Source organism: Streptomyces sp. NPDC001848 (assembly GCF_042891915.1).
Classification (GTDB): Bacteria; Actinomycetota; Actinomycetes; order Streptomycetales; family Streptomycetaceae; genus Streptomyces.
In genome coordinates this window covers 256,124-272,783 of sequence record NZ_JBIATP010000007.1, presented here as the reverse complement: position 1 = coordinate 272,783, position 16,660 = coordinate 256,124, and the positions used below count along the sequence as shown (strand labels likewise).

The following is a 16,660-nucleotide window of genomic DNA, read 5'->3' as shown; positions in this document are numbered from 1 at the left end:
CCGGCATGGGTACGCTGGCCTGGATGACCGAAGGGCCGACGCCCCACCCTCCTGGAGCCGTCGTGACCGCACCCCGTGCCCGTGCAGCGGCCGCCCTCGGCTGCCTCGCCCTCCTCACGACACTGTGCCTGAACGCCTGCGGCGGCACCCCGACCACCCGGCTCGAGAAGCCAGCGACGGCGACGTCCGCGCAGGACGTGGGCGGCATGCACGCCCTGGTCGCCGCGGCGAAGAAGGAGGGCAGGCTCACGGCGATCGCGCTTCCGCGTGACTGGGCGGACTACGGCGGCCTGATCGACGGATTCGAGAAGAAGTACGGGATCAAGGTGACCGTCGAGAACCCGCTGGGGCACAGCCAGGACGAGGTCAACGCCCTCAGGAACAGCGGAAAGCGGCCGACCGCCCCCGACGTGATCGACGCGGGAGACACCTTCGCGCGGGCCGCGGCGCGGCAGAACCTGCTCGCGCCGTACAAGGTCGCGGCATTCGACGCGATCCCCGGCAACCAGAAGGACCCGCAGGGCCACTGGTCCAACAACTACGGCGGCTACATGTCGATCGGCTGCGACGCCCGGCGCGTCCAGCCCTGCCCCCAGACCTTCACCGATCTGCTGAAGCCCGCCTACCGGGGCATGGTCGCCCTCGACGGCGACCCGACCCGGTCGGAAACCGCCTTCTCGAGCGTCTACGCGGCCGCGCTGGCGAACAACGGGTCGTTCGACGACATCCGGCCCGGCATCGACTTCTTCGCCAAGCTCAAGAAGAGCGGGAACCTCAACCCCCTGCCCGGCACCTCCGCGAACGTCCGGGACGGCCGGACACCGATCACCATCAACTGGGACTACATCAACCTCCACACCGCCGACCAACTCCGCGGCAAGGGCGTGGACTGGCAGGTCGCGATCCCGTTCGACGGCAGCTTCGCCCAGTACTACGCGCTGGCGGTCAACAGGAACGCCCCGCACCCGGCGGCCGCCCGCCTCTGGCAGGAGTACCTCTTCAGCACGGAGGGCCAGAACCTCCGGCTCCGCGGCTATGCCCGCCCGGTCCTCATGGACGTCATGCGCAAGGACGGCACCCTCGACAGGACCGCCGCCGCCCGGCTGCCGACGGTGGAGGGAACGCCGCAGTTCCCGACCGACGCGCAACTGGACAAGGCGAGGCGGACCGTGGAGCGCGACTGGGCGGCGGTCGTCTCCGGCTGACGTTCGGAGTTCTTACGGGGAACCGGTGGGCGGCAGCGGCTGCTCGGTCCAGATGGTCTTGCCCGTGGGGGTGTACCGCGTCCCCCACTGCTGGGTGATCTGGGCGATGATGTACAGGCCCCGGCCGCCCTCGTCGTCGCTCGCGGCGTGACGCAGGTTCGGGGCGGTGTGCCCGGTGTCGGACACCTCGCAGATCAGGGTGCCCGCGGCGAAGGCGCTGATCGGCTCCGTGCGGATCAGGCGCACCTGGATCGGGCCGCCGACGTATCGGATCGCGTTGGTGACCAGTTCGGTCACGATCAGCTCCGTGGTGAACGCGAGGTCGTCGAGATCCCAGTCGCCGAGCTGCTTGCCGACGGTGGTGCGGACGGAGGCCACCGCCGCCGGGTCCGCCGCCAGCTCCCACTGCGCGAACCGGTTGCGGTCCAGCAGGTGGGTGCGGACCAGCAGCAGTGTCGCGTCCTCGTCCACCGGCCCGGGCAGCAGCGTGGCCACAGCCCGGTCGCACAGCTCCTCCAGCGGCGCCCGGTGATCGGCGAGCGCCCGGGCGAGCAGGCCGCGCCCGGCCTCGGTGCCGTCCGCCGCCTGGAAGAGGCCTTCGGTGAAGAAGGCGAGCAGGCTGCCGGGCGCAAGGTGCAGTTCGGTGGACTCGTAGGGCGGGCCGGTGTCGCCGAGCGGCGGGCCGGGCGGGAGTTCCGGGTAGTCGGCGGCGCCCGTGTCCGGTGCGACGACCGCCAGGGGCGACCGGCCCGCCCGCGCCAGGCTGCACCGTCCCGAGATCGGGTCGTACACCGCGTACAGGCAGGTCACCCCGTGTGCCCCCGCGGCCTGCCGGCCGCGCCCGCGAGTATGGCCGGCCGGGCGCTCGTGCGCGGTCTGCTCGACCAGGTCGGCCAGCCGGGAGAGCAACTCGTCGGGGGCCAGGTCCAGCCGGGCCAGCACGCGTACGCCCGTACGCAGGCGCCCCATGGTGGCGGCGGCCCGCAGCCCGTGACCGACCACGTCCCCGACGACCAGACCGACCCGGGTGCCCGACAGCGGGATGACGTCGAACCAGTCGCCGCCCACCCCGGAGCCGTTGTCGGCGGGCAGATAGCGGCTCGCGGCCTGCACGGCCGTCTGCCGCGGCAGGCGGTGCGGGAGCAGGCTCCGCTGCAGCTTGAGGGCCGCGGTGTGCTCGCGGGTGATCACCAGCATCAGTACGAAGCCCAGCAGCAGGGCGCCCAGGCCCACCACCGTGACCCCGCCCGTCGGGCCGAACACCGGCAGGTCGACCACCGTCGCGCCGTAGTGGGGGTCCGCGTAGACGCCGAAGGCCGCGTAGAGGAACAGGGCGAGCATCACCAGACCGCCGAGCCCCGGCAGCACGCCCTTGAACAGCAGGTCACCGATGCTGCGGGTGAGGACCCTGCGGTGGTACCACAGGCAGGCGAAGCCGGTCAGCCCGTAGTAGAACGCGATGGCGAGGCCGACCGATTCGACCGAGTCGGCCAGGAAGTTCCGGCTGAACGAACTCAGCAGGAGCAGAACGGCGATGGAGACCGCCCCCATGCCGACGGTCGACCAGGTCGGGGTGAGGAACCTGCGGTGGACGCGGGCGAACCGGGCGGGGACCGCCTTGTGGACCGCCATGGAGAACACGGTCCGGGCCAGCGGCAGGATGGTCGTCTGGGTGGAGGCCAGCGCCGAGGTCAGCACCATCAGGATCAGCAGCCGGGAGAACATCAGTCCCGGGCCGTGACTGCCGAAGACGGCGTCGCCCAGTCCGGAGAGCACATCGCCCGCGTTGCCGGTGTTGCCCAGCCCGATGCCGGAGCTGCCGACCCCGGCGAACGCCTGCGCGGACGTCGACACCAGCGCGTAGGTGACCAGGAGCAGCACGGTGGAGACCACCGCGGCGCGCCCGGGGATGCGGGTGCTGTCGACGGTCTCCTCGTTGACCGAGACGGCGGTGTCCCAGCCCCAGTAGATGAAGACCGCCACGAGGACGCCCGAGGTCAGCGCCTTCGCCGAGGGCACCTGGAACGGGTCGAACCAGGAGGCGGAGACGTGGATCGCCGTCGGGGGAGCGCTGGTGTAGACCCTGACCAGCGCGGTCACGGCGAACAGGACCAGCACCACCACCTCGATGCACAGCAGCCAGCGCTGGAGGGCGGCCGAGATCTCGATGCCGATGTAGCAGACGGCGGTCAGCACGGCGATCCAGACGATGCCCGCCACGGTGGTCCACAGCCGGTTCCCCGCCAGGGCCTCCAGGCCCACCAGCCTGAAGCCGTAGATACCGGCGATCTCGGCCAGGTTGGCCAGGACGAGGATGTCCGCCACGATCAGGCCCCAGCCGCCCATCCAGCCGGTGCGCGGGCCGAAGGCACGGGTCGCCCAGGTGAAGGCGGTCCCGCAGTCGGCGTTGGAGGCGTTCAGCTCCCGGTAGGCGTACGCGATCAGCAGCATCGGGACGAACGCCAGCATGGTGACGATCGGGGCCTGCAGTCCGACACCCGTCACGATGAGGCCCAGCGTGGCCGCCAGGCTGTACGCCGGGGCGGCCGAGGCCATGCCGATGACGACCGAGGAGAACATGCCCAGGGCGCCGCTCCTGAGCCCTTTCCGGCCGGACCCCGTGCCGGGAGCGGGGCGGCCGGCGGGACGAGTGGAAAGTGCGGCCCTGTCACCCACCTTGCCCATTATGTGGAGTATCGTCAGGGAGCGCCTTCTTTGTCACCGCGCGGGGCGCTCAGCCCGGGAGACCGTCCGGGGCCGGTGACCTCAGGAGCCGGCCAGCCCCGTCTTCAGGCCCGCACCGCACAGCGGCACCACCGCGCTGCGGGATCCGAGGACGCCCTCCCGTACGGCCGCCCAGCACGCCACGCCCGTCGACTCCACGTACAGGCCCCGGGACGCCAGGTCGAGCTGGGCGTGGCGGATCTGGTCGTCGGTCACCGTGAGGAACGTGCCGCCCGAGTCGCGCACCGCGCGCAGGATCTGGCGGGCCCGGGGCGGCCGTGGGATGGCGATCCCCTCGGCCGACGTGGGCCCCACGGGAGTGACGTCCACCAGGTCCTCGGCGCCCTCCTGCCACGCGCGGGCCAGCGGGGCGACCGCCGCCGCCTGCACCGCGTACAGCGCAGGGCGGCGGTCGAGCAGCCCCGCCCCGTACAGTTCCGCGATCGCGAGGGCGGCGCCCAGCAGCAGCGTGCCGTTGCCGACGGGGAGCACGAGCACGTCGGGGAGCCGCCCTCCGAGGTCCTCCCACAGCTCGTGGACGTACGTCTTCGTGCCGTGCAGGAAGTAGGGGTTGAAGACGTGCGACGCGTAGAACACCTCCGGCTCGTCCGCCTCCTCGCGCGCCGCCCGCGCCGCGGCCTCACGGCCGCCCTCGACCTGCCGCACCCGCGCCCCGTGCGCCCCGATCTGCTCCAGCTTCTTGGGTGAGGTGCCCTCGGGGACGTACACCGTGCACGGCAGCGCGGCCCGGGCGTAGTAGGCGGCGATCGCCGTGCCCGCGTTGCCGCTGCTGTCGGCGATCACCAGGCGGGGCTTCAGGCGCAGCGCGAGTTCGGCGAGCAGCACCGCGCCGCGGTCCTTGAAGGACAGGGTCGGCATCAGGAAGTCCAGCTTCGCCGAGATGCCCTCCGTCAGCTCCACGAGTGGCGTACGGCCTTCGCCGAGACTGACCGAGGGCCCGGCCAGCGGCAGCGTCTCCGCATAGCGCCACAGCGAGTTCACCCGGCCGCCGAGGGACTTCAGCGGGGCGGGTGTCGGTGCGAAGTCCAGGTCCAGCGGGCCGCAGCAGACGGGGCAGCACCAGGCGAGCGACTCCGCGGCCACGCGGGTGCCGTCCGCCGGGCAGTAACAGTCCGGCAATGGTGTCATGCGAGAAGGCTAGTTGCCGGTGTTCCTGACTCTCCGTCATGAGCACTGTGCGGCTTCCGTGTTCGCGGAGGTGTGACGGCGTCCATAGCGGGGAGAAAGTGCCTGGGTAAAGCCCTCGGCCAGGAGAAGTCATCACATCGGGTGATTCTTTGGCCCGTGCTTGCGTGGTGGAACCGACGGTTGCCAGGCTGTTGCTGTCTGTACAACCTGATGGGAGCGGCCAGTGACTTTCGGTGAGCAGCCGGCGTATCTGCGTGTCGCGGGTGATCTCCGCAAGAAGATCGTCGACGGTCTGCTGCCACCGCACACCCGGCTCCCCTCCCAGGCCCGCATCCGCGAGGAATACGGCGTCTCGGACACGGTCGCGCTGGAAGCGCGCAAGGTGCTGATGGCCGAGGGGCTGGTGGAGGGCCGCTCCGGGTCCGGCACATACGTCCGCGAGCGGCCGGTGCCGCGGCGCGTCGCCCGCTCCGGGTTCCGGCCCGACAGCGGCGCGACCCCGTTCCGTCAGGAGCAGGCGGACGCCTCCGCGCGTGGGACCTGGGAGTCGCACAGCGAGCAGACGGAGGCGAGCGGCGCGATCGCCGAGCGGCTCGCCATCCGGCCGGGTGACCGGGTGATGTGCACGAAGTACGTGTTCCGGGACGCGGGCGAGGCGATGATGCTCTCCACCTCGTGGGAGCCGCTCGCCCTGACCGGGCGCAGCCCCGTGATGCTGCCCGAGGAGGGCCCGCTAGGCGGCATGGGAGTCGTGGAGCGGATGGCGGCCATCGACGTGGTCGTGGACAACGTCACGGAGGAGGTCGGCGCCCGCCCCGGCCTCGCGGAGGAACTGCTGGCCCTGGGCGGCGTCCCCGGCCATGTGGTCCTGGTCATCCAGCGGACGTTCTACGCCTCGGGCCGCCCGGTGGAGACGGCGGACGTGGTGGTACCCGCGGACAGGTACCGGGTGGCGTACCACCTGCCGGTGAAGTAGCCCACGGGCGGCCACCTGCCGGTGAAGTAGCCCACGGGCGGCCACCTGCCGGTGAAGTAGCCCACGGGCGGCCACCTGCCGGTGAAGCCCGCGGGCGGCCACCTGCCGGTGAAGTAGCCCACGGGCGGCCACGGGCCCGCTGCCGGTGCGCGACCCGCCTCCACGCGCCCACCGCGACGGCGCCTCACCCGACACCGACGCCTCGCCCAGTCGCCTCACCCAACACCGACACCGACATCGACGCCTCGGCCAAGTCGCCTTCCCCGTCCAGCGGTTGCCCCCCGTTCGGGCTCTTCGCCGCCGTTGTGATCCGGTCGTTTCTCACCGCCCGGGCCCCGGCGCTTCGAGCTGCTCTGCGGGGGCCAGGGGCGTGTTAGGGGGCGCATGTGACGGCGCGCACCCCCTCTGTCATGGCTGGTTGCGTACCTCTTTGTGAAAAGTCGGATTCGCTGCGTGAAGGTAAGGCGTAGGCTCGGGCATATGCGCAGTGCGGTTTCCTTGGTGGGCGGGGTGCGGCGGAAGCCGAGGACGGGACTCGGGCGGGCAGGGGCGGGAAGGAGCGGTGGGGCGCGATGAGCGACAGCACGGTCACTCTCCCCTGGCTCGTCATACGGCAGGACGACAACGGCAACCGCTACCGCGTGGGCAGGTACGCCACCCGCGCCGAGGCGCAGAAGATCGTGGACAGCCTGGGCCGCCGCGGCCACAAACAGCTCTACTGGGTGGAGCGCATCGGGCAGAACGGAGGCGCATGAGGCGTATCCGTCCCCGGCGCGTGACGTCTTGAGGCCTCCCGTAGGCTCCGGCGCATGACGCAACCGATCGTCGTGGTCGGCGCCGCCGTACTGGACGGCGGCCGCCTGCTGGCCGCCCGCCGCAGCGCACCCCCGGAACTCGCCGGCCGCTGGGAACTCCCCGGCGGCAAGGTCGAACCCGGTGAGATCCCCGAACACGCCCTCGTACGCGAGCTGCGCGAGGAACTCGGCGTGACGGCGGAGCCGGTCGCGCGCGTCCCGGGGGAGTGGCCCCTGAAGCCCGGGTACGTCCTGCGCGTGTGGACCGCCCGGCTCCTCGTCGGCACCCCCGAGCCCCTCGAGGACCACGACGAACTGCGCTGGCTGACCCCCGACCAGGTCTGGGACGTCGACTGGCTCCCCCAGGACGTCGCGGCCGTCGAAGCCGTACGGGCCGCGTGGCAGCCGCACCACGGCGCGCCGTAGGCCGACCCTCTGCCGCCGAACTCCCGCCCGCCGAGGGCGCGACGGGAGGTCGACGGCCGGCCCGGGTCGTGTGAACTCGGGCTCCGATGCATGGATACGGTAAAACCTGTGTCTGGTCTGTGAGCGGCCCCCGTGGCCGCGCAGGCCGGAATGCCGCGGTCCTCACCTGCGAAAAAGCCGCAAGTCGCACGCCGGGGCGGGGGTGTCCCGGTCCCTTGGCAGCTGGTGGTGCTGGGGCTGCTGTTGCTCCAGGGGCTGGCGCCCCATACGCCGTTCGTGCCACAGTGCGCCCCAGTGCGCGGTAAGGCGCCATTGATATCGGGTATGTGCCCATTAACCCCACGAAACCGGACATGGGTGGGCTTCTGGCCTGGGAAGTGATCGGCGTGCTCGACACCCAAGGCGACAGCGCCGAGTGGACGTTCCCCGCAGACCCCGGTGCGGTCCGCACCGCTCGCGCCGTAGTCCGGGGCCAGCTGCGCACCTGGGGTCTCGACGAGCTGGGCGATGTCGCCGCGCTGCTGGTCAGCGAGCTGGTCACCAACTCGATGCGGCACGCCAGGGGCCCCATCGGCGTCCGCCTCGTCCGGGCCGTCGGCCCCGTGCCCACCCTGCTCGTCGAGGTCTCCGACCCCCTCCCCGACTTCCCCCGCGAGCGCAGGGCGCGCTCCGACGAGGAGGACGGCCGCGGCCTGCAGCTGGTCGCCCACTCCTCGCGGCGCTGGGGGACCCGGCCGGCGGACACCGGGAAGACGGTCTGGTTCGAGCTCGCGGTTCCCCGCTGACCCTGCTCGCCCGGTGCACGGCAGTGCGCCACCCGCGCGGCCCGCAGGGCGCGCACCGACCGATCGGATCGAGCCAGCAGCGCGAGTCGCGTTCTTTGGTTGGAGCGGGCACCACCTGGTTAGAAGACTGGGAGTATGGCCCGGCCGGTCCAAAAACCATCGGGACCGTGCTGTGATCGTGAACACCGTGTTGTGCGGCACCGTAGTGCTGGATACTGCGGGCAGCCGCCCCCGGTGACCGGTGCCGGACGCGGTGAGCTGGAGGGGACGGTTCGCGTGAGCGAGATACCAGCGCAGGCCACGGAGTCCGAGGACCCGTCGGACGGCCCGAGGGACGGGGCCGCGAGCCATGCCGCCGCGGCCGTCGAACCGCGTGACCCGGCGGGTGGGCCCCTGTGGCAGAGCAGTCCGCCCGGCTCCATCTACGACTACATCAAGGTCGCCTCGTTCTCCCTCGGCCCCGACGGGCTCGTCGAGCAATGGAGCATGAGGGCCGAGCATCTCTTCGGCATCCCCGCCGAGCGGGCCGTGGGGATGGACCCCATCGAGGCGTTCGTCGCCCCGGACCTGCGTGAGCGCGGTCAGCGCAAGATGGCCGAGATCCTGGACGGCCGCGAGTGGACGGGCGTCATCCCCTTCCGGCTGCCCGACGCGGAGCGGACCGAGGGGCTCGCCGAGGTCTATGTGATGCCCACCACGACCGAGGTCGGCGAACAGGGCGCCGTGTGCATCATCGTCGACGCCCGCACCCTCCGCAGCATCGAGACCGACCTCGCCGCCTCGCAGGCGATATTCGGCCAATCTCCTTTCGGTTTCCTGCTGATCGACACCGACCTGCGGGTACGCCGCGCCAACGAGCGGTTCGCCTCGACGTTCGGTGGCACGCCCGCCGACCACCGGGGCCGTACGGTCCACGACTACCTGCACTCCCCGGAGGCCGAGCGCGTCACCGCCACGCTGCGCCGGGTCCTGGAGACCGGCCAGTCCATCACGGACATGCACATCACGGGGTTCGTCCCCGGCTCCGACGAGCGCAAGCACTGGTCCGTCAACCTCTACCGGGTGCACAGCGGCAGCGGCCGGCCCATCGGGATCGCCTGGCTCGGAACCGACATCACCGCGCGCCGCGCCGCCGCCCGCGAGGCCGCCGCCGCCCGCCGGAACCTCGCCCTGCTGAACGAGGCGGGCGCCCGCATCGGCAACTCCCTCGACCTGGAGACCACCGCCCGGGAACTCCTCGACGTCGTCGTGCCCGGCTTCTGCGACCTCGCCACCGTCGACCTCTACCAGGGGCTGCTGGCCGGCGACGAGACCCCTCCGGGCCTGGCCGACGGCAGCGCCGAGCTGCGCCGCGTCGCGTTCGCCAGCGCCGTCTCGGACGCGCCCCTGCCCGGCGGGCCCGCGCCGGTCGAGGTCGGCGCCGTGCACCACTTCCCCTTCAACTCCGAGTGCGCCGACGCCCTGCGCACCGCGCGCCCCCGGCACGTCTCCGCCGAGGACGGTGGCCTGATCCAGTCCACCCTCGCGGTCCCGATGGTCGCCCACGACACCGTGGTCGGCCTCGCCCAGTTCTCCCGTACGAAGGGCAGCGAGCCGTTCGGGGAACGTGACCGCGCGCTCGCCGTGGAGCTCGCCGCGCGCGCCGCGGTCTGCATCGACAACGCGCGCCTGTACCGCCGCGAGCACGAACGGGCGCTGATACTGCAGCGCTCCCTGCTGCCGCCGGGCGATCCCGAGGCCTCCGGCCTGGACATCGCCTGCCGGTATCTGCCGGGCAACGCGGCCACCGGGCGGCCCAGCGAGGTTGGCGGCGACTGGTTCGACGTCATCGAACTCCCCGGCCACCGCACCGCGTTGGTCGTCGGCGACGTCATGGGCCGGGGCCTGCGCGCCGCCGTCGCCATGGGCGAACTCCGCACCGCCGTACGCACCCTGGCGCAACTCGACCTCGAACCGGCCGAAGTCCTCGCCCAGTTGGACGAGATCGCACGCGGCCTCGGCGCACCCGGAGGCGTCCAGCAGGCCACCCGCGCCGCCCGCCGCCCCCGCGAGGCCGACCTGTCCGAGGTCTACCTCGCGACCTGTGTGTACGCGGTCTACGACTCGGTGACGCGCCGCTGCACCTTCGCCAACGCGGGCCATCTCCCGCCCGTGCTGGTCGAGCCGGGCGAGCCCGCGCTCATGCTGGACGTGCCGCCCGGGATGCCCCTCGGTGTGGGCGGTGAGCCGTTCGAGGAGGTCGAGGTCGAACTCCCGGAGGGTGCGCTCCTCGCGCTCTACACGGACGGCCTGGTCGAGTCCCGCGACCACCCGCTGGACGAGGGACTGCAGGCGTTCGTCGGCGCCCTCACCGACCCTTCCCAGCCGCTGGAGGACGTCTGCGACCACGTCCTCAACACCCTGGACACCCATCACGGCGAGGACGACATCGCGTTGCTGATGGCACGTGTACAGGGACTGCCGGCCGACTCCGTCGGCGACTGGACGCTGCCCCGCGAGCCGCGCAGCGTCGGCCGGGCCCGGGAGTACGCACGCGCCCAGCTGATCGGCTGGGACCTCGAACCGCTGGTCGACACCACCGAACTCCTCGTCAGCGAGCTGGTCACCAACGCGTTGCGCTACGGCGAGGGCGAGATCAGGCTCCGGCTGCTGCTCGACCGGACGCTGGTGTGCGAGGTGTGGGACTCGGGTCTCGTCCAGCCGCGCCGCCGCCGTGCCCGGGACACCGACGAGGGCGGCCGTGGGCTGCAACTGGTCGGCATGCTCTCCGCGGCCTGGGGTTCGCGCCGGACGCCGCGCGGCAAGACGGTGTGGTTCGAACTCCCGCTGCCGGGCGGCGAGGGCAGGGTCACGGACCCGGCGGAGGCTCTGCTGAGTCTGTTCTAGGCGCCGGGGCCGTTCCGGGCGACGGCCGGGCCGCGGTCGGCGCCGTCCGGAACAACTCGCCGGCGTCCCTGCGCCCCCGGGTGGCCGGCCCGCCGAAGCTCGCGGGGCCGCCGTGGCCGCCCGGGCGGTGCGGTGCCTGGAGCAGGATGCCGCCGAGCACGGCGCCTTTCGTCCACAGGCCCTCGCCGTACGGCGTCCCGTACGCCCGTACGTCCCGCTCCGCGAGCCGGCGGGCCTCGCGGGCGAGCGCGTCGGCCTCACGGGCGTCGGCGAGCGCGTCGGCCGAAGCGGCGACGGGCGGCACAGCGGTGTTCACCGCCGCGCCGAGCCGCCGCTCGGCCTCCGCGAGCCGCGTCCGCGCCTCCCAGCCGACGGCCCCGCGGTGCGTGGTCACCTGGTCGACGGCCGCCCCGACGGTACTGCGGGCGACGAGCACGGCTCGGTCGAGTCGCCCCAGCGCACCGGACCCCCGCGTCACCCGGTGCAGGGCCCGGTCCAGCGCCACGGCCACCTGCTCGACGCGCCGCAGCGCGCCCACGGGGTCGAAGGGCCCCTCCCCGTCGCTCTCCTCCCGCACCCGCGCCACCACCGACTCCCCGTGGGCGATCGCCCGGGCGGTGTCCGTGCCCAGCAGCCCGCGGGCCTGCGCCAGGTCGGCCTCCAGGTCGGTCAGGGCCGCGGGCAGGCGGTCCGCCGCCGCCGTCAGCTCCGCGGCGAGCCGGACCACACCGCCCAGGAGGACCGCCGTCTGGTCGGTCGCGGCCTCGGCGGCGCGCAGCAGGGCCACCGCGTCGTCCGTCGCGCCGGCCCGCATCGCCTGCCGCGCCCGATCGAGGACGGTCGAGGCGAAGTGCAGCCGGTCCTTCGCCTGTTCGTCATGGCCCGCCACCGGCAGACAGGCCGACAGCGCGTACCGCGCGCGTGCCCCGGTGAGCGTCTGCTCCGCGTCGGGGAGCCGTGCCGCCACCTCACGCAGCCGTGCCTCGGCACGCTCCAGCGCCTCGCCCGCGGTCCGCTCCAGCGCGCGGATCCGGTCGAACTCGGGCGCCTGGGCGTCCAGCCGCCGCCCGGCCGCCTCGCACCGCTCGACGATCTCCGCCAGCAGCGCCCGCGCCTGGCTCTCCCCGTCGTCGATCCGCTGCCGCAGCCGGAACGCCTGTGCCAGCTGAGCCGCGGCGAACTCCACCGCCTCGGCGCACTCCCGTACCGCCTCGTCACCGAACGCCTCGGCAGCGCGCCCGAGTTCCTCCCGGCTGGTGCGTACGCAGTCGTCCGTCTCGACGAGCAACCGGCGGGCCCGCCGGTCGAGTTCGTCCAGCGGTACGACGGTGGGCAGCACCCCGCCGGGCGTCGTACGGGTGGCCGCGCGCAGCCGGCGCCGCACGGACGCGTACGCGGCCACGGCGACGGCGGCGACCGCGGCGACCAGCGGCAGCACGAGGTCCCCGGTGGAGGTGTGGCCCGGCACCAGCACCACCGCGAACACGACGGGCACCCTCCGCACGGCTCGGAACACGGCGGCCAGGCGCGGCCGGCGTCGATGGTGGGGCGGCGTCACATTTCGGAGCGTATGGCTGAACACCCGGCACCGCGACCGGGGTGCGGCGCCTGATGCACGGGGGGCGGATCTGGTCCTCCCCGGCGGTTGGTGCCATGATCGGGACAACGAACTGCGGGGGCTCGATGCTGCACATCACCTCACTGATCGCCGTGTACGTGGTCGTGGTGCTCTACGCCCTCGCGGGCGTCCTCGTCCTCACGACCGGACGAGCCCTGCCGTGGCGGCGCAGGGACGTCCTGCGGCCGCGCTGGTGGGGCTGCGGAGCGCTGCTCTTCGCCGCGGGCATGGGGTTGTGCCGATACGCCTCCGACGTGCGCGACCGCACCGTCCTCGACATCCTCTTCGGCGTCGGCCTGCCCCTGATGCTCGGCGGCGGGGTGCTGCAGGTGCTGGGCCAACGCGTCGGCCGCGGGCCCGCATGACGTTCGCACGGCCCTCCCTCACCCGCGACGACCTGGCGCCCTTGGCCCGCGAGGCCCTGGGGCCCACCCGCCGCCTGGACACCGTCACCCGGCTGCGTGGCGGCTCGAAGAAGGGCGTCTACCGGCTCACCCTCGACGACGGTTCCACCGCGATCGCCTACGTCTGGTCACCCGACGAGGACTACTGGGACGCCCCGCCCGCCGATTCCCGCGACCCCTTCTCGCACGCCTCGGGCCTCGACCTGTTCCGGGCGTCGCACGACCGCCTCACGGCCCTCGGCATCCGCACCCCGCGCCTGCTGTTGGCCGACTCCGGCCACACGCACCTGCGGGCGGACGCCGCGATCGTCGAGGACCTGCCCGGCGGCACCCTGGAGGAGCTGCTGCGGCGCGACCCGCACGCGGCGGCGCCCGCGCTGCAGGACCTCGCCGCCATCCTGACCGCGATGCGCGACCGCACCGCCCCCCGCTTCGGCAAGATCGCCGTCGTCGACGACGGGGGATCCGCGCACGGCACCTCGTGCGAAGCCGTCGTACGGGACCGCGCGCTGCGGGACACCGAGGAGGCCGCGGCCCGCGAGCCCCGTCTCGCGGCCGTACGCGACCGGCTGGTCCACCGCCTCGACGAGCTCTTCATGGCGGTGCGCCCTCGCCCCCACCACACCCTCGTCCACGGCGAACTGGGCCCCGACCATGTCCTGCTGGACACCGACGGCCGGCCGGCACTGATCGACATCGAGGGACTGATGTACTTCGACGCCGAGTGGGAGCACGTCTTCCTCCGGCTCCGCTTCGGCCCCCACTACGACGCCCTGCGCACCGACGGCCTCGACGAGGACCGGCTGCGCCTGTACCGCCTCGCCCTGCACCTGTCCCTGGTGGCGGGTCCCCTCCGGCTCCTGGACGGCGACTACCCGGAACCCGGGCCGATGCGGGGCATCGCGGAACACAACCTTGAGTGCGCACTGGAGTTCGTACGAGGCCGACCGGCACGCGCCGACGTCACGTGGAACGCCTCCTGATCTTCGATCCCAGCCACACCAGGGGGTCGTACTTGCGGTCGACCGCCCGCTCCTTCAGCGGGATGAGGGCGTTGTCCGTGATCCTGATGCCCTCGGGGCAGACCTCCGTGCAGCACTTGGTGATGTTGCAGTAGCCGAGGCCGTGTTCGTCCTGGGCCGTGCGCTTGCGGTCCAGGCCCCGCTCGGCCGCCGCGTCCAGCGGATGCATGTCCAGTTCCGCGATCCGCATCAGGTAGCGCGGGCCCGCGAACGCCTGCTTGTTCTCCTCGTGGTCGCGCACCACATGGCAGGTGTTCTGGCACAGGAAGCACTCGATGCACTTGCGGAACTCCTGGGAGCGGTCCACGTCCTCCTGCATCATGCGGTACTCGCCCGGGCCGAGCCCCGCGGGCGGCACGAAGGCCGGGACCTCGCGCGCCTTGACGTAGTTGAAGCCGACGTCCGTCACCAGGTCGCGGATCACCGGGAAGGTGCGCAGGGGAGTGACGGTGATCGTCTCCTCCCGGTCGAACACCGACATCCGCGTCATGCACATCAGCCGCGGCCGCCCGTTGATCTCCGCCGAGCAGGAACCGCACTTGCCGGCCTTGCAGTTCCAGCGGACGGCGAGATCCGGGGCCTGGGTGGCCTGCAGACGGTGGATGATGTCCAGCACCACCTCGCCGTCGTTGACCTCGACCTTGAAGTCCTCCAGGCCGCCGCCGCCCGCGTCGCCCCGCCACACCTTGAAGCGGGCTTCGTAGCTGCTCATTCGTAGAGCTCCTCTTCGGCGAGGTACTTCACCAGCTCCTCCTTCTCGAAGAGGGCGAGCAGGTCGGGACGGATGGGTTCGGTGGTCTCCCGGGTGAGGGTGATCTGGCCCCGGACCGGGTCCGTCGCCGCCAGGCCCTCCGTGGGGTCGGTGAGCCGGCACAGCAGGTTGACGCGCCGCCACGCCCGGTCCATCGACGGGAAGTCCTCGCGGGTGTGACCGCCGCGCGACTCCGTGCGCTCCAGCGCGGCCCGTGCCACGCACTCGCTGACCAGCAGCATGTTCCGCAGGTCCAGCGCCAGATGCCAGCCCGGGTTGTACTGCCGGTGCCCCTCGACGCCCGCCCGGCGCGCCCGCACCCGCAGTTCCCCCAGCTTCTTCAGCGCCTGCTGCATCTCCGACTCGCGGCGGATGATGCCGACCAGGTCGTTCATGGTCTGTTGGAGCTCCTGGTGCAGGGTGTACGGGTTCTCCGGCGGACGGCCCTCCTCCCGGACCTCCTCACCGGGCACCGGACCCTCCGCCGAGAACGGGCGCAGCGCCTCGGCCGCCGCCGTGTCCACCTGCACCTCGTCCACACGGGGCCGCTCCGCCAGCCCCATGGCGTACTGCGCCGCGTGCAGACCGGCCCGGCGCCCGAACACCAGCAGGTCGGAGAGCGAGTTTCCGCCCAGCCGGTTGGAGCCGTGCATCCCGCCGGCCACCTCCCCGGCCGCGTACAGGCCCGTGACCCCGCGGGCCGCCGCCGTGTCCGAGTCGACCGCGACGCCGCCCATCACGTAGTGGCAGGTCGGCCCGACCTCCATCGCCTCGGCGGTGATGTCGACATCCGCCAGCTCCTTGAACTGGTGGTACATCGACGGCAGCCGGCGCCGGACCACCTCGGCGGGCATGCGCGTCGAGACGTCCAGGAAGACACCGCCGTGCGGGGAGCCCCGGCCCGCCTTCACCTCGGCGTTGATGGCGCGCGCCACCTCGTCCCGGGGCAGCAGCTCCGGCGGGCGGCGGTTGTGGTCCGGGTCGTCGTACCAGCGGTCGGCCTCCGCCTCCGTCTCCGCGTACTTCTCCTTGAAGACGTCGGGGATGTAGTCGAACATGAACCGCTTGCCGCCCGCGTTCATCAGCACGCCGCCGTCGCCGCGCACCGACTCGGTGACGAGGATGCCCTTCACCGAAGGCGGCCAGACCATGCCGGTCGGGTGGAACTGCACGAACTCCATGTTCAGCAGCGGCGCCCCGGCGAGCAGCGCCAGCGCGTGCCCGTCGCCGGTGTACTCCCAGGAGTTCGACGTCACCTTGAAGGACTTGCCGATGCCGCCCGTCGCGATCACGACCGCCGGGGCTTCGAGGACGAAGAAACGGCCCGACTCGCGCTCGTAGGCGAAGACACCCGACACCCTCTGCCCATCCTTGAGGATCCGGGTGACCGTGCACTCCTGGAACACCTTCAGCCGGGACTCGTAGTCGCCGGTCTCCTCCTTGTCCTCCTGCTGCAGCGCGACCACCTTCTGCTGGAGCGTGCGGATCAGCTCCAGCCCCGTGCGGTCGCCGACGTGCGCCAGGCGCGGGTACTCGTGGCCGCCGAAGTTGCGCTGGGAGATCTTCCCGTCCTGCGTACGGTCGAACAGGGCGCCCCAGGTCTCCAGCTCCCAGACGCGGTCGGGCGCCTCGCGCGCGTGCAGCTCGGCCATCCGCCACTGGTTGAGGAACTTCCCGCCGCGCATGGTGTCGCGGAAGTGCACCTGCCAGTTGTCGTGCGGGTTGGCGTTGCCCATCGCCGCCGCGATGCCGCCCTCCGCCATCACCGTGTGCGCCTTGCCGAACAGCGACTTGCAGATCACGGCGGTGCGGGCGCCGCGCTCGCGGGCCTCGATGGCGGCGCGCAGCCCGGCGCCGCCGGCCCCGACCACGACCACGTCCCACTCCTGCCGGTCGACCACGGTCATCACAAGGCCTCAC

General features: G+C 72.5%; 13 protein-coding genes. 8 read left to right on the top strand and 5 right to left on the bottom strand.

The features are described from left to right. Nucleotides 1-62 precede the first annotated feature (62 nt). On the top strand, nt 63-1,205 hold the full coding sequence (locus ACFYZJ_RS16695; protein ID WP_388568216.1) for an ABC transporter substrate-binding protein: 1,143 nt from the start codon (nt 63-65) through the stop codon (nt 1,203-1,205). Nucleotides 1,206-1,217: 12 nt separating this feature from the next. On the opposite strand, the gene ACFYZJ_RS16690 is transcribed toward ACFYZJ_RS16695, so the two are convergent. Then, entirely contained in the window at nt 1,218-3,785 is a 2,568-nt protein-coding gene (locus tag ACFYZJ_RS16690) for a SpoIIE family protein phosphatase (protein WP_388568213.1), read from the bottom strand. Between the two features lie 186 nt (nt 3,786-3,971). Continuing rightward, the gene (locus ACFYZJ_RS16685; protein ID WP_388568211.1) at nt 3,972-5,078 is read right to left on the bottom strand and encodes a pyridoxal-phosphate dependent enzyme; all 1,107 of its coding nucleotides are present in this window, start codon (nt 5,076-5,078) and stop codon (nt 3,972-3,974) included. Nucleotides 5,079-5,301: 223 nt separating this feature from the next. Here ACFYZJ_RS16685 and ACFYZJ_RS16680 point away from each other — a divergent pair, with 223 nt between their 5' ends. The 5 genes from ACFYZJ_RS16680 to ACFYZJ_RS16660 all read left to right on the top strand — a co-directional run bounded on the left by ACFYZJ_RS16680 (nt 5,302) and on the right by ACFYZJ_RS16660 (nt 10,945). Further along, on the top strand, nt 5,302-6,054 hold the full coding sequence (locus ACFYZJ_RS16680; protein ID WP_388568209.1) for a GntR family transcriptional regulator: 753 nt from the start codon (nt 5,302-5,304) through the stop codon (nt 6,052-6,054). Nucleotides 6,055-6,626: 572 nt separating this feature from the next. Further along, entirely contained in the window at nt 6,627-6,809 is a 183-nt protein-coding gene (locus ACFYZJ_RS16675) for an SPOR domain-containing protein (protein ID WP_388568206.1), read from the top strand. Nucleotides 6,810-6,863: 54 nt separating this feature from the next. Further along, nucleotides 6,864-7,274, top strand: coding sequence for a (deoxy)nucleoside triphosphate pyrophosphohydrolase (locus tag ACFYZJ_RS16670; RefSeq protein ID WP_388568204.1), 411 nt, complete (start codon nt 6,864-6,866; stop codon nt 7,272-7,274). Between the two features lie 353 nt (nt 7,275-7,627). Then, nucleotides 7,628-8,059, top strand: coding sequence for an ATP-binding protein (locus tag ACFYZJ_RS16665; RefSeq protein ID WP_388568201.1), 432 nt, complete (start codon nt 7,628-7,630; stop codon nt 8,057-8,059). A gap of 276 nt (nt 8,060-8,335) precedes the next feature. Continuing rightward, a complete protein-coding gene (locus tag ACFYZJ_RS16660; protein WP_388568199.1) occupies nt 8,336-10,945 on the top strand; it encodes a SpoIIE family protein phosphatase in 2,610 nt (869 codons plus the stop codon). On the opposite strand, the gene ACFYZJ_RS16655 is transcribed toward ACFYZJ_RS16660, so the two are convergent. Then, nucleotides 10,908-12,503 (bottom strand): TPM domain-containing protein, encoded by a 1,596-nt coding sequence (locus ACFYZJ_RS16655; RefSeq protein WP_388568197.1) that lies wholly within the window; start codon nt 12,501-12,503, stop codon nt 10,908-10,910. The genes ACFYZJ_RS16660 and ACFYZJ_RS16655 overlap by 38 nt on opposite strands. A gap of 95 nt (nt 12,504-12,598) precedes the next feature. Here ACFYZJ_RS16655 and ACFYZJ_RS16650 point away from each other — a divergent pair, with 95 nt between their 5' ends. Then, nucleotides 12,599-12,928 carry a hypothetical protein gene (locus ACFYZJ_RS16650; RefSeq protein ID WP_388568195.1) on the top strand — a complete coding sequence of 110 codons (330 nt, stop codon included), beginning with the start codon at nt 12,599-12,601 and terminating at the stop codon, nt 12,926-12,928. After that, complete coding sequence (locus ACFYZJ_RS16645; RefSeq protein ID WP_388568193.1) at nt 12,925-13,950, top strand: phosphotransferase family protein; 1,026 nt, start codon at nt 12,925-12,927, stop codon at nt 13,948-13,950. The genes ACFYZJ_RS16650 and ACFYZJ_RS16645 overlap by 4 nt, the downstream gene beginning before the upstream one ends. Here the strand turns inward: ACFYZJ_RS16645 and ACFYZJ_RS16640 are convergent. Both ACFYZJ_RS16640 and ACFYZJ_RS16635 read right to left on the bottom strand, forming a co-directional pair. After that, nucleotides 13,931-14,701 carry a succinate dehydrogenase/fumarate reductase iron-sulfur subunit gene (locus tag ACFYZJ_RS16640; protein WP_388568191.1) on the bottom strand — a complete coding sequence of 257 codons (771 nt, stop codon included), beginning with the start codon at nt 14,699-14,701 and terminating at the stop codon, nt 13,931-13,933. The genes ACFYZJ_RS16645 and ACFYZJ_RS16640 overlap by 20 nt on opposite strands. Further along, nucleotides 14,698-16,647: a fumarate reductase/succinate dehydrogenase flavoprotein subunit gene (locus ACFYZJ_RS16635; RefSeq protein WP_388568188.1), complete on the bottom strand. Its 1,950-nt coding sequence runs from the start codon at nt 16,645-16,647 to the stop codon at nt 14,698-14,700. Before ACFYZJ_RS16635 ends, ACFYZJ_RS16640 begins: the two co-directional genes overlap by 4 nt. Between the last annotated feature and the right edge of the window lie 13 nt (nt 16,648-16,660).

What these genes read in the sequence shown, in the direction of transcription:
- ACFYZJ_RS16690 (WP_388568213.1), bottom strand. Translation starts at nt 3,785, where the DNA reads ATGTTCTCCTCGGTCGTCATCGGCATGGCCTCGGCCGCCCCGGCGTAC.
- ACFYZJ_RS16685 (WP_388568211.1), bottom strand. Translation starts at nt 5,078, where the DNA reads ATGACACCATTGCCGGACTGTTACTGCCCGGCGGACGGCACCCGCGTG.
- ACFYZJ_RS16675 (WP_388568206.1), top strand. Translation starts at nt 6,627, where the DNA reads ATGAGCGACAGCACGGTCACTCTCCCCTGGCTCGTCATACGGCAGGAC.
- ACFYZJ_RS16670 (WP_388568204.1), top strand. Translation starts at nt 6,864, where the DNA reads ATGACGCAACCGATCGTCGTGGTCGGCGCCGCCGTACTGGACGGCGGC.
- ACFYZJ_RS16665 (WP_388568201.1), top strand. Translation starts at nt 7,628, where the DNA reads ATGGGTGGGCTTCTGGCCTGGGAAGTGATCGGCGTGCTCGACACCCAA.
- ACFYZJ_RS16650 (WP_388568195.1), top strand. Translation starts at nt 12,599, where the DNA reads ATGATCGGGACAACGAACTGCGGGGGCTCGATGCTGCACATCACCTCA.
- ACFYZJ_RS16645 (WP_388568193.1), top strand. Translation starts at nt 12,925, where the DNA reads ATGACGTTCGCACGGCCCTCCCTCACCCGCGACGACCTGGCGCCCTTG.
- ACFYZJ_RS16640 (WP_388568191.1), bottom strand. Translation starts at nt 14,701, where the DNA reads ATGAGCAGCTACGAAGCCCGCTTCAAGGTGTGGCGGGGCGACGCGGGC.
- ACFYZJ_RS16635 (WP_388568188.1), bottom strand. Translation starts at nt 16,647, where the DNA reads ATGACCGTGGTCGACCGGCAGGAGTGGGACGTGGTCGTGGTCGGGGCC.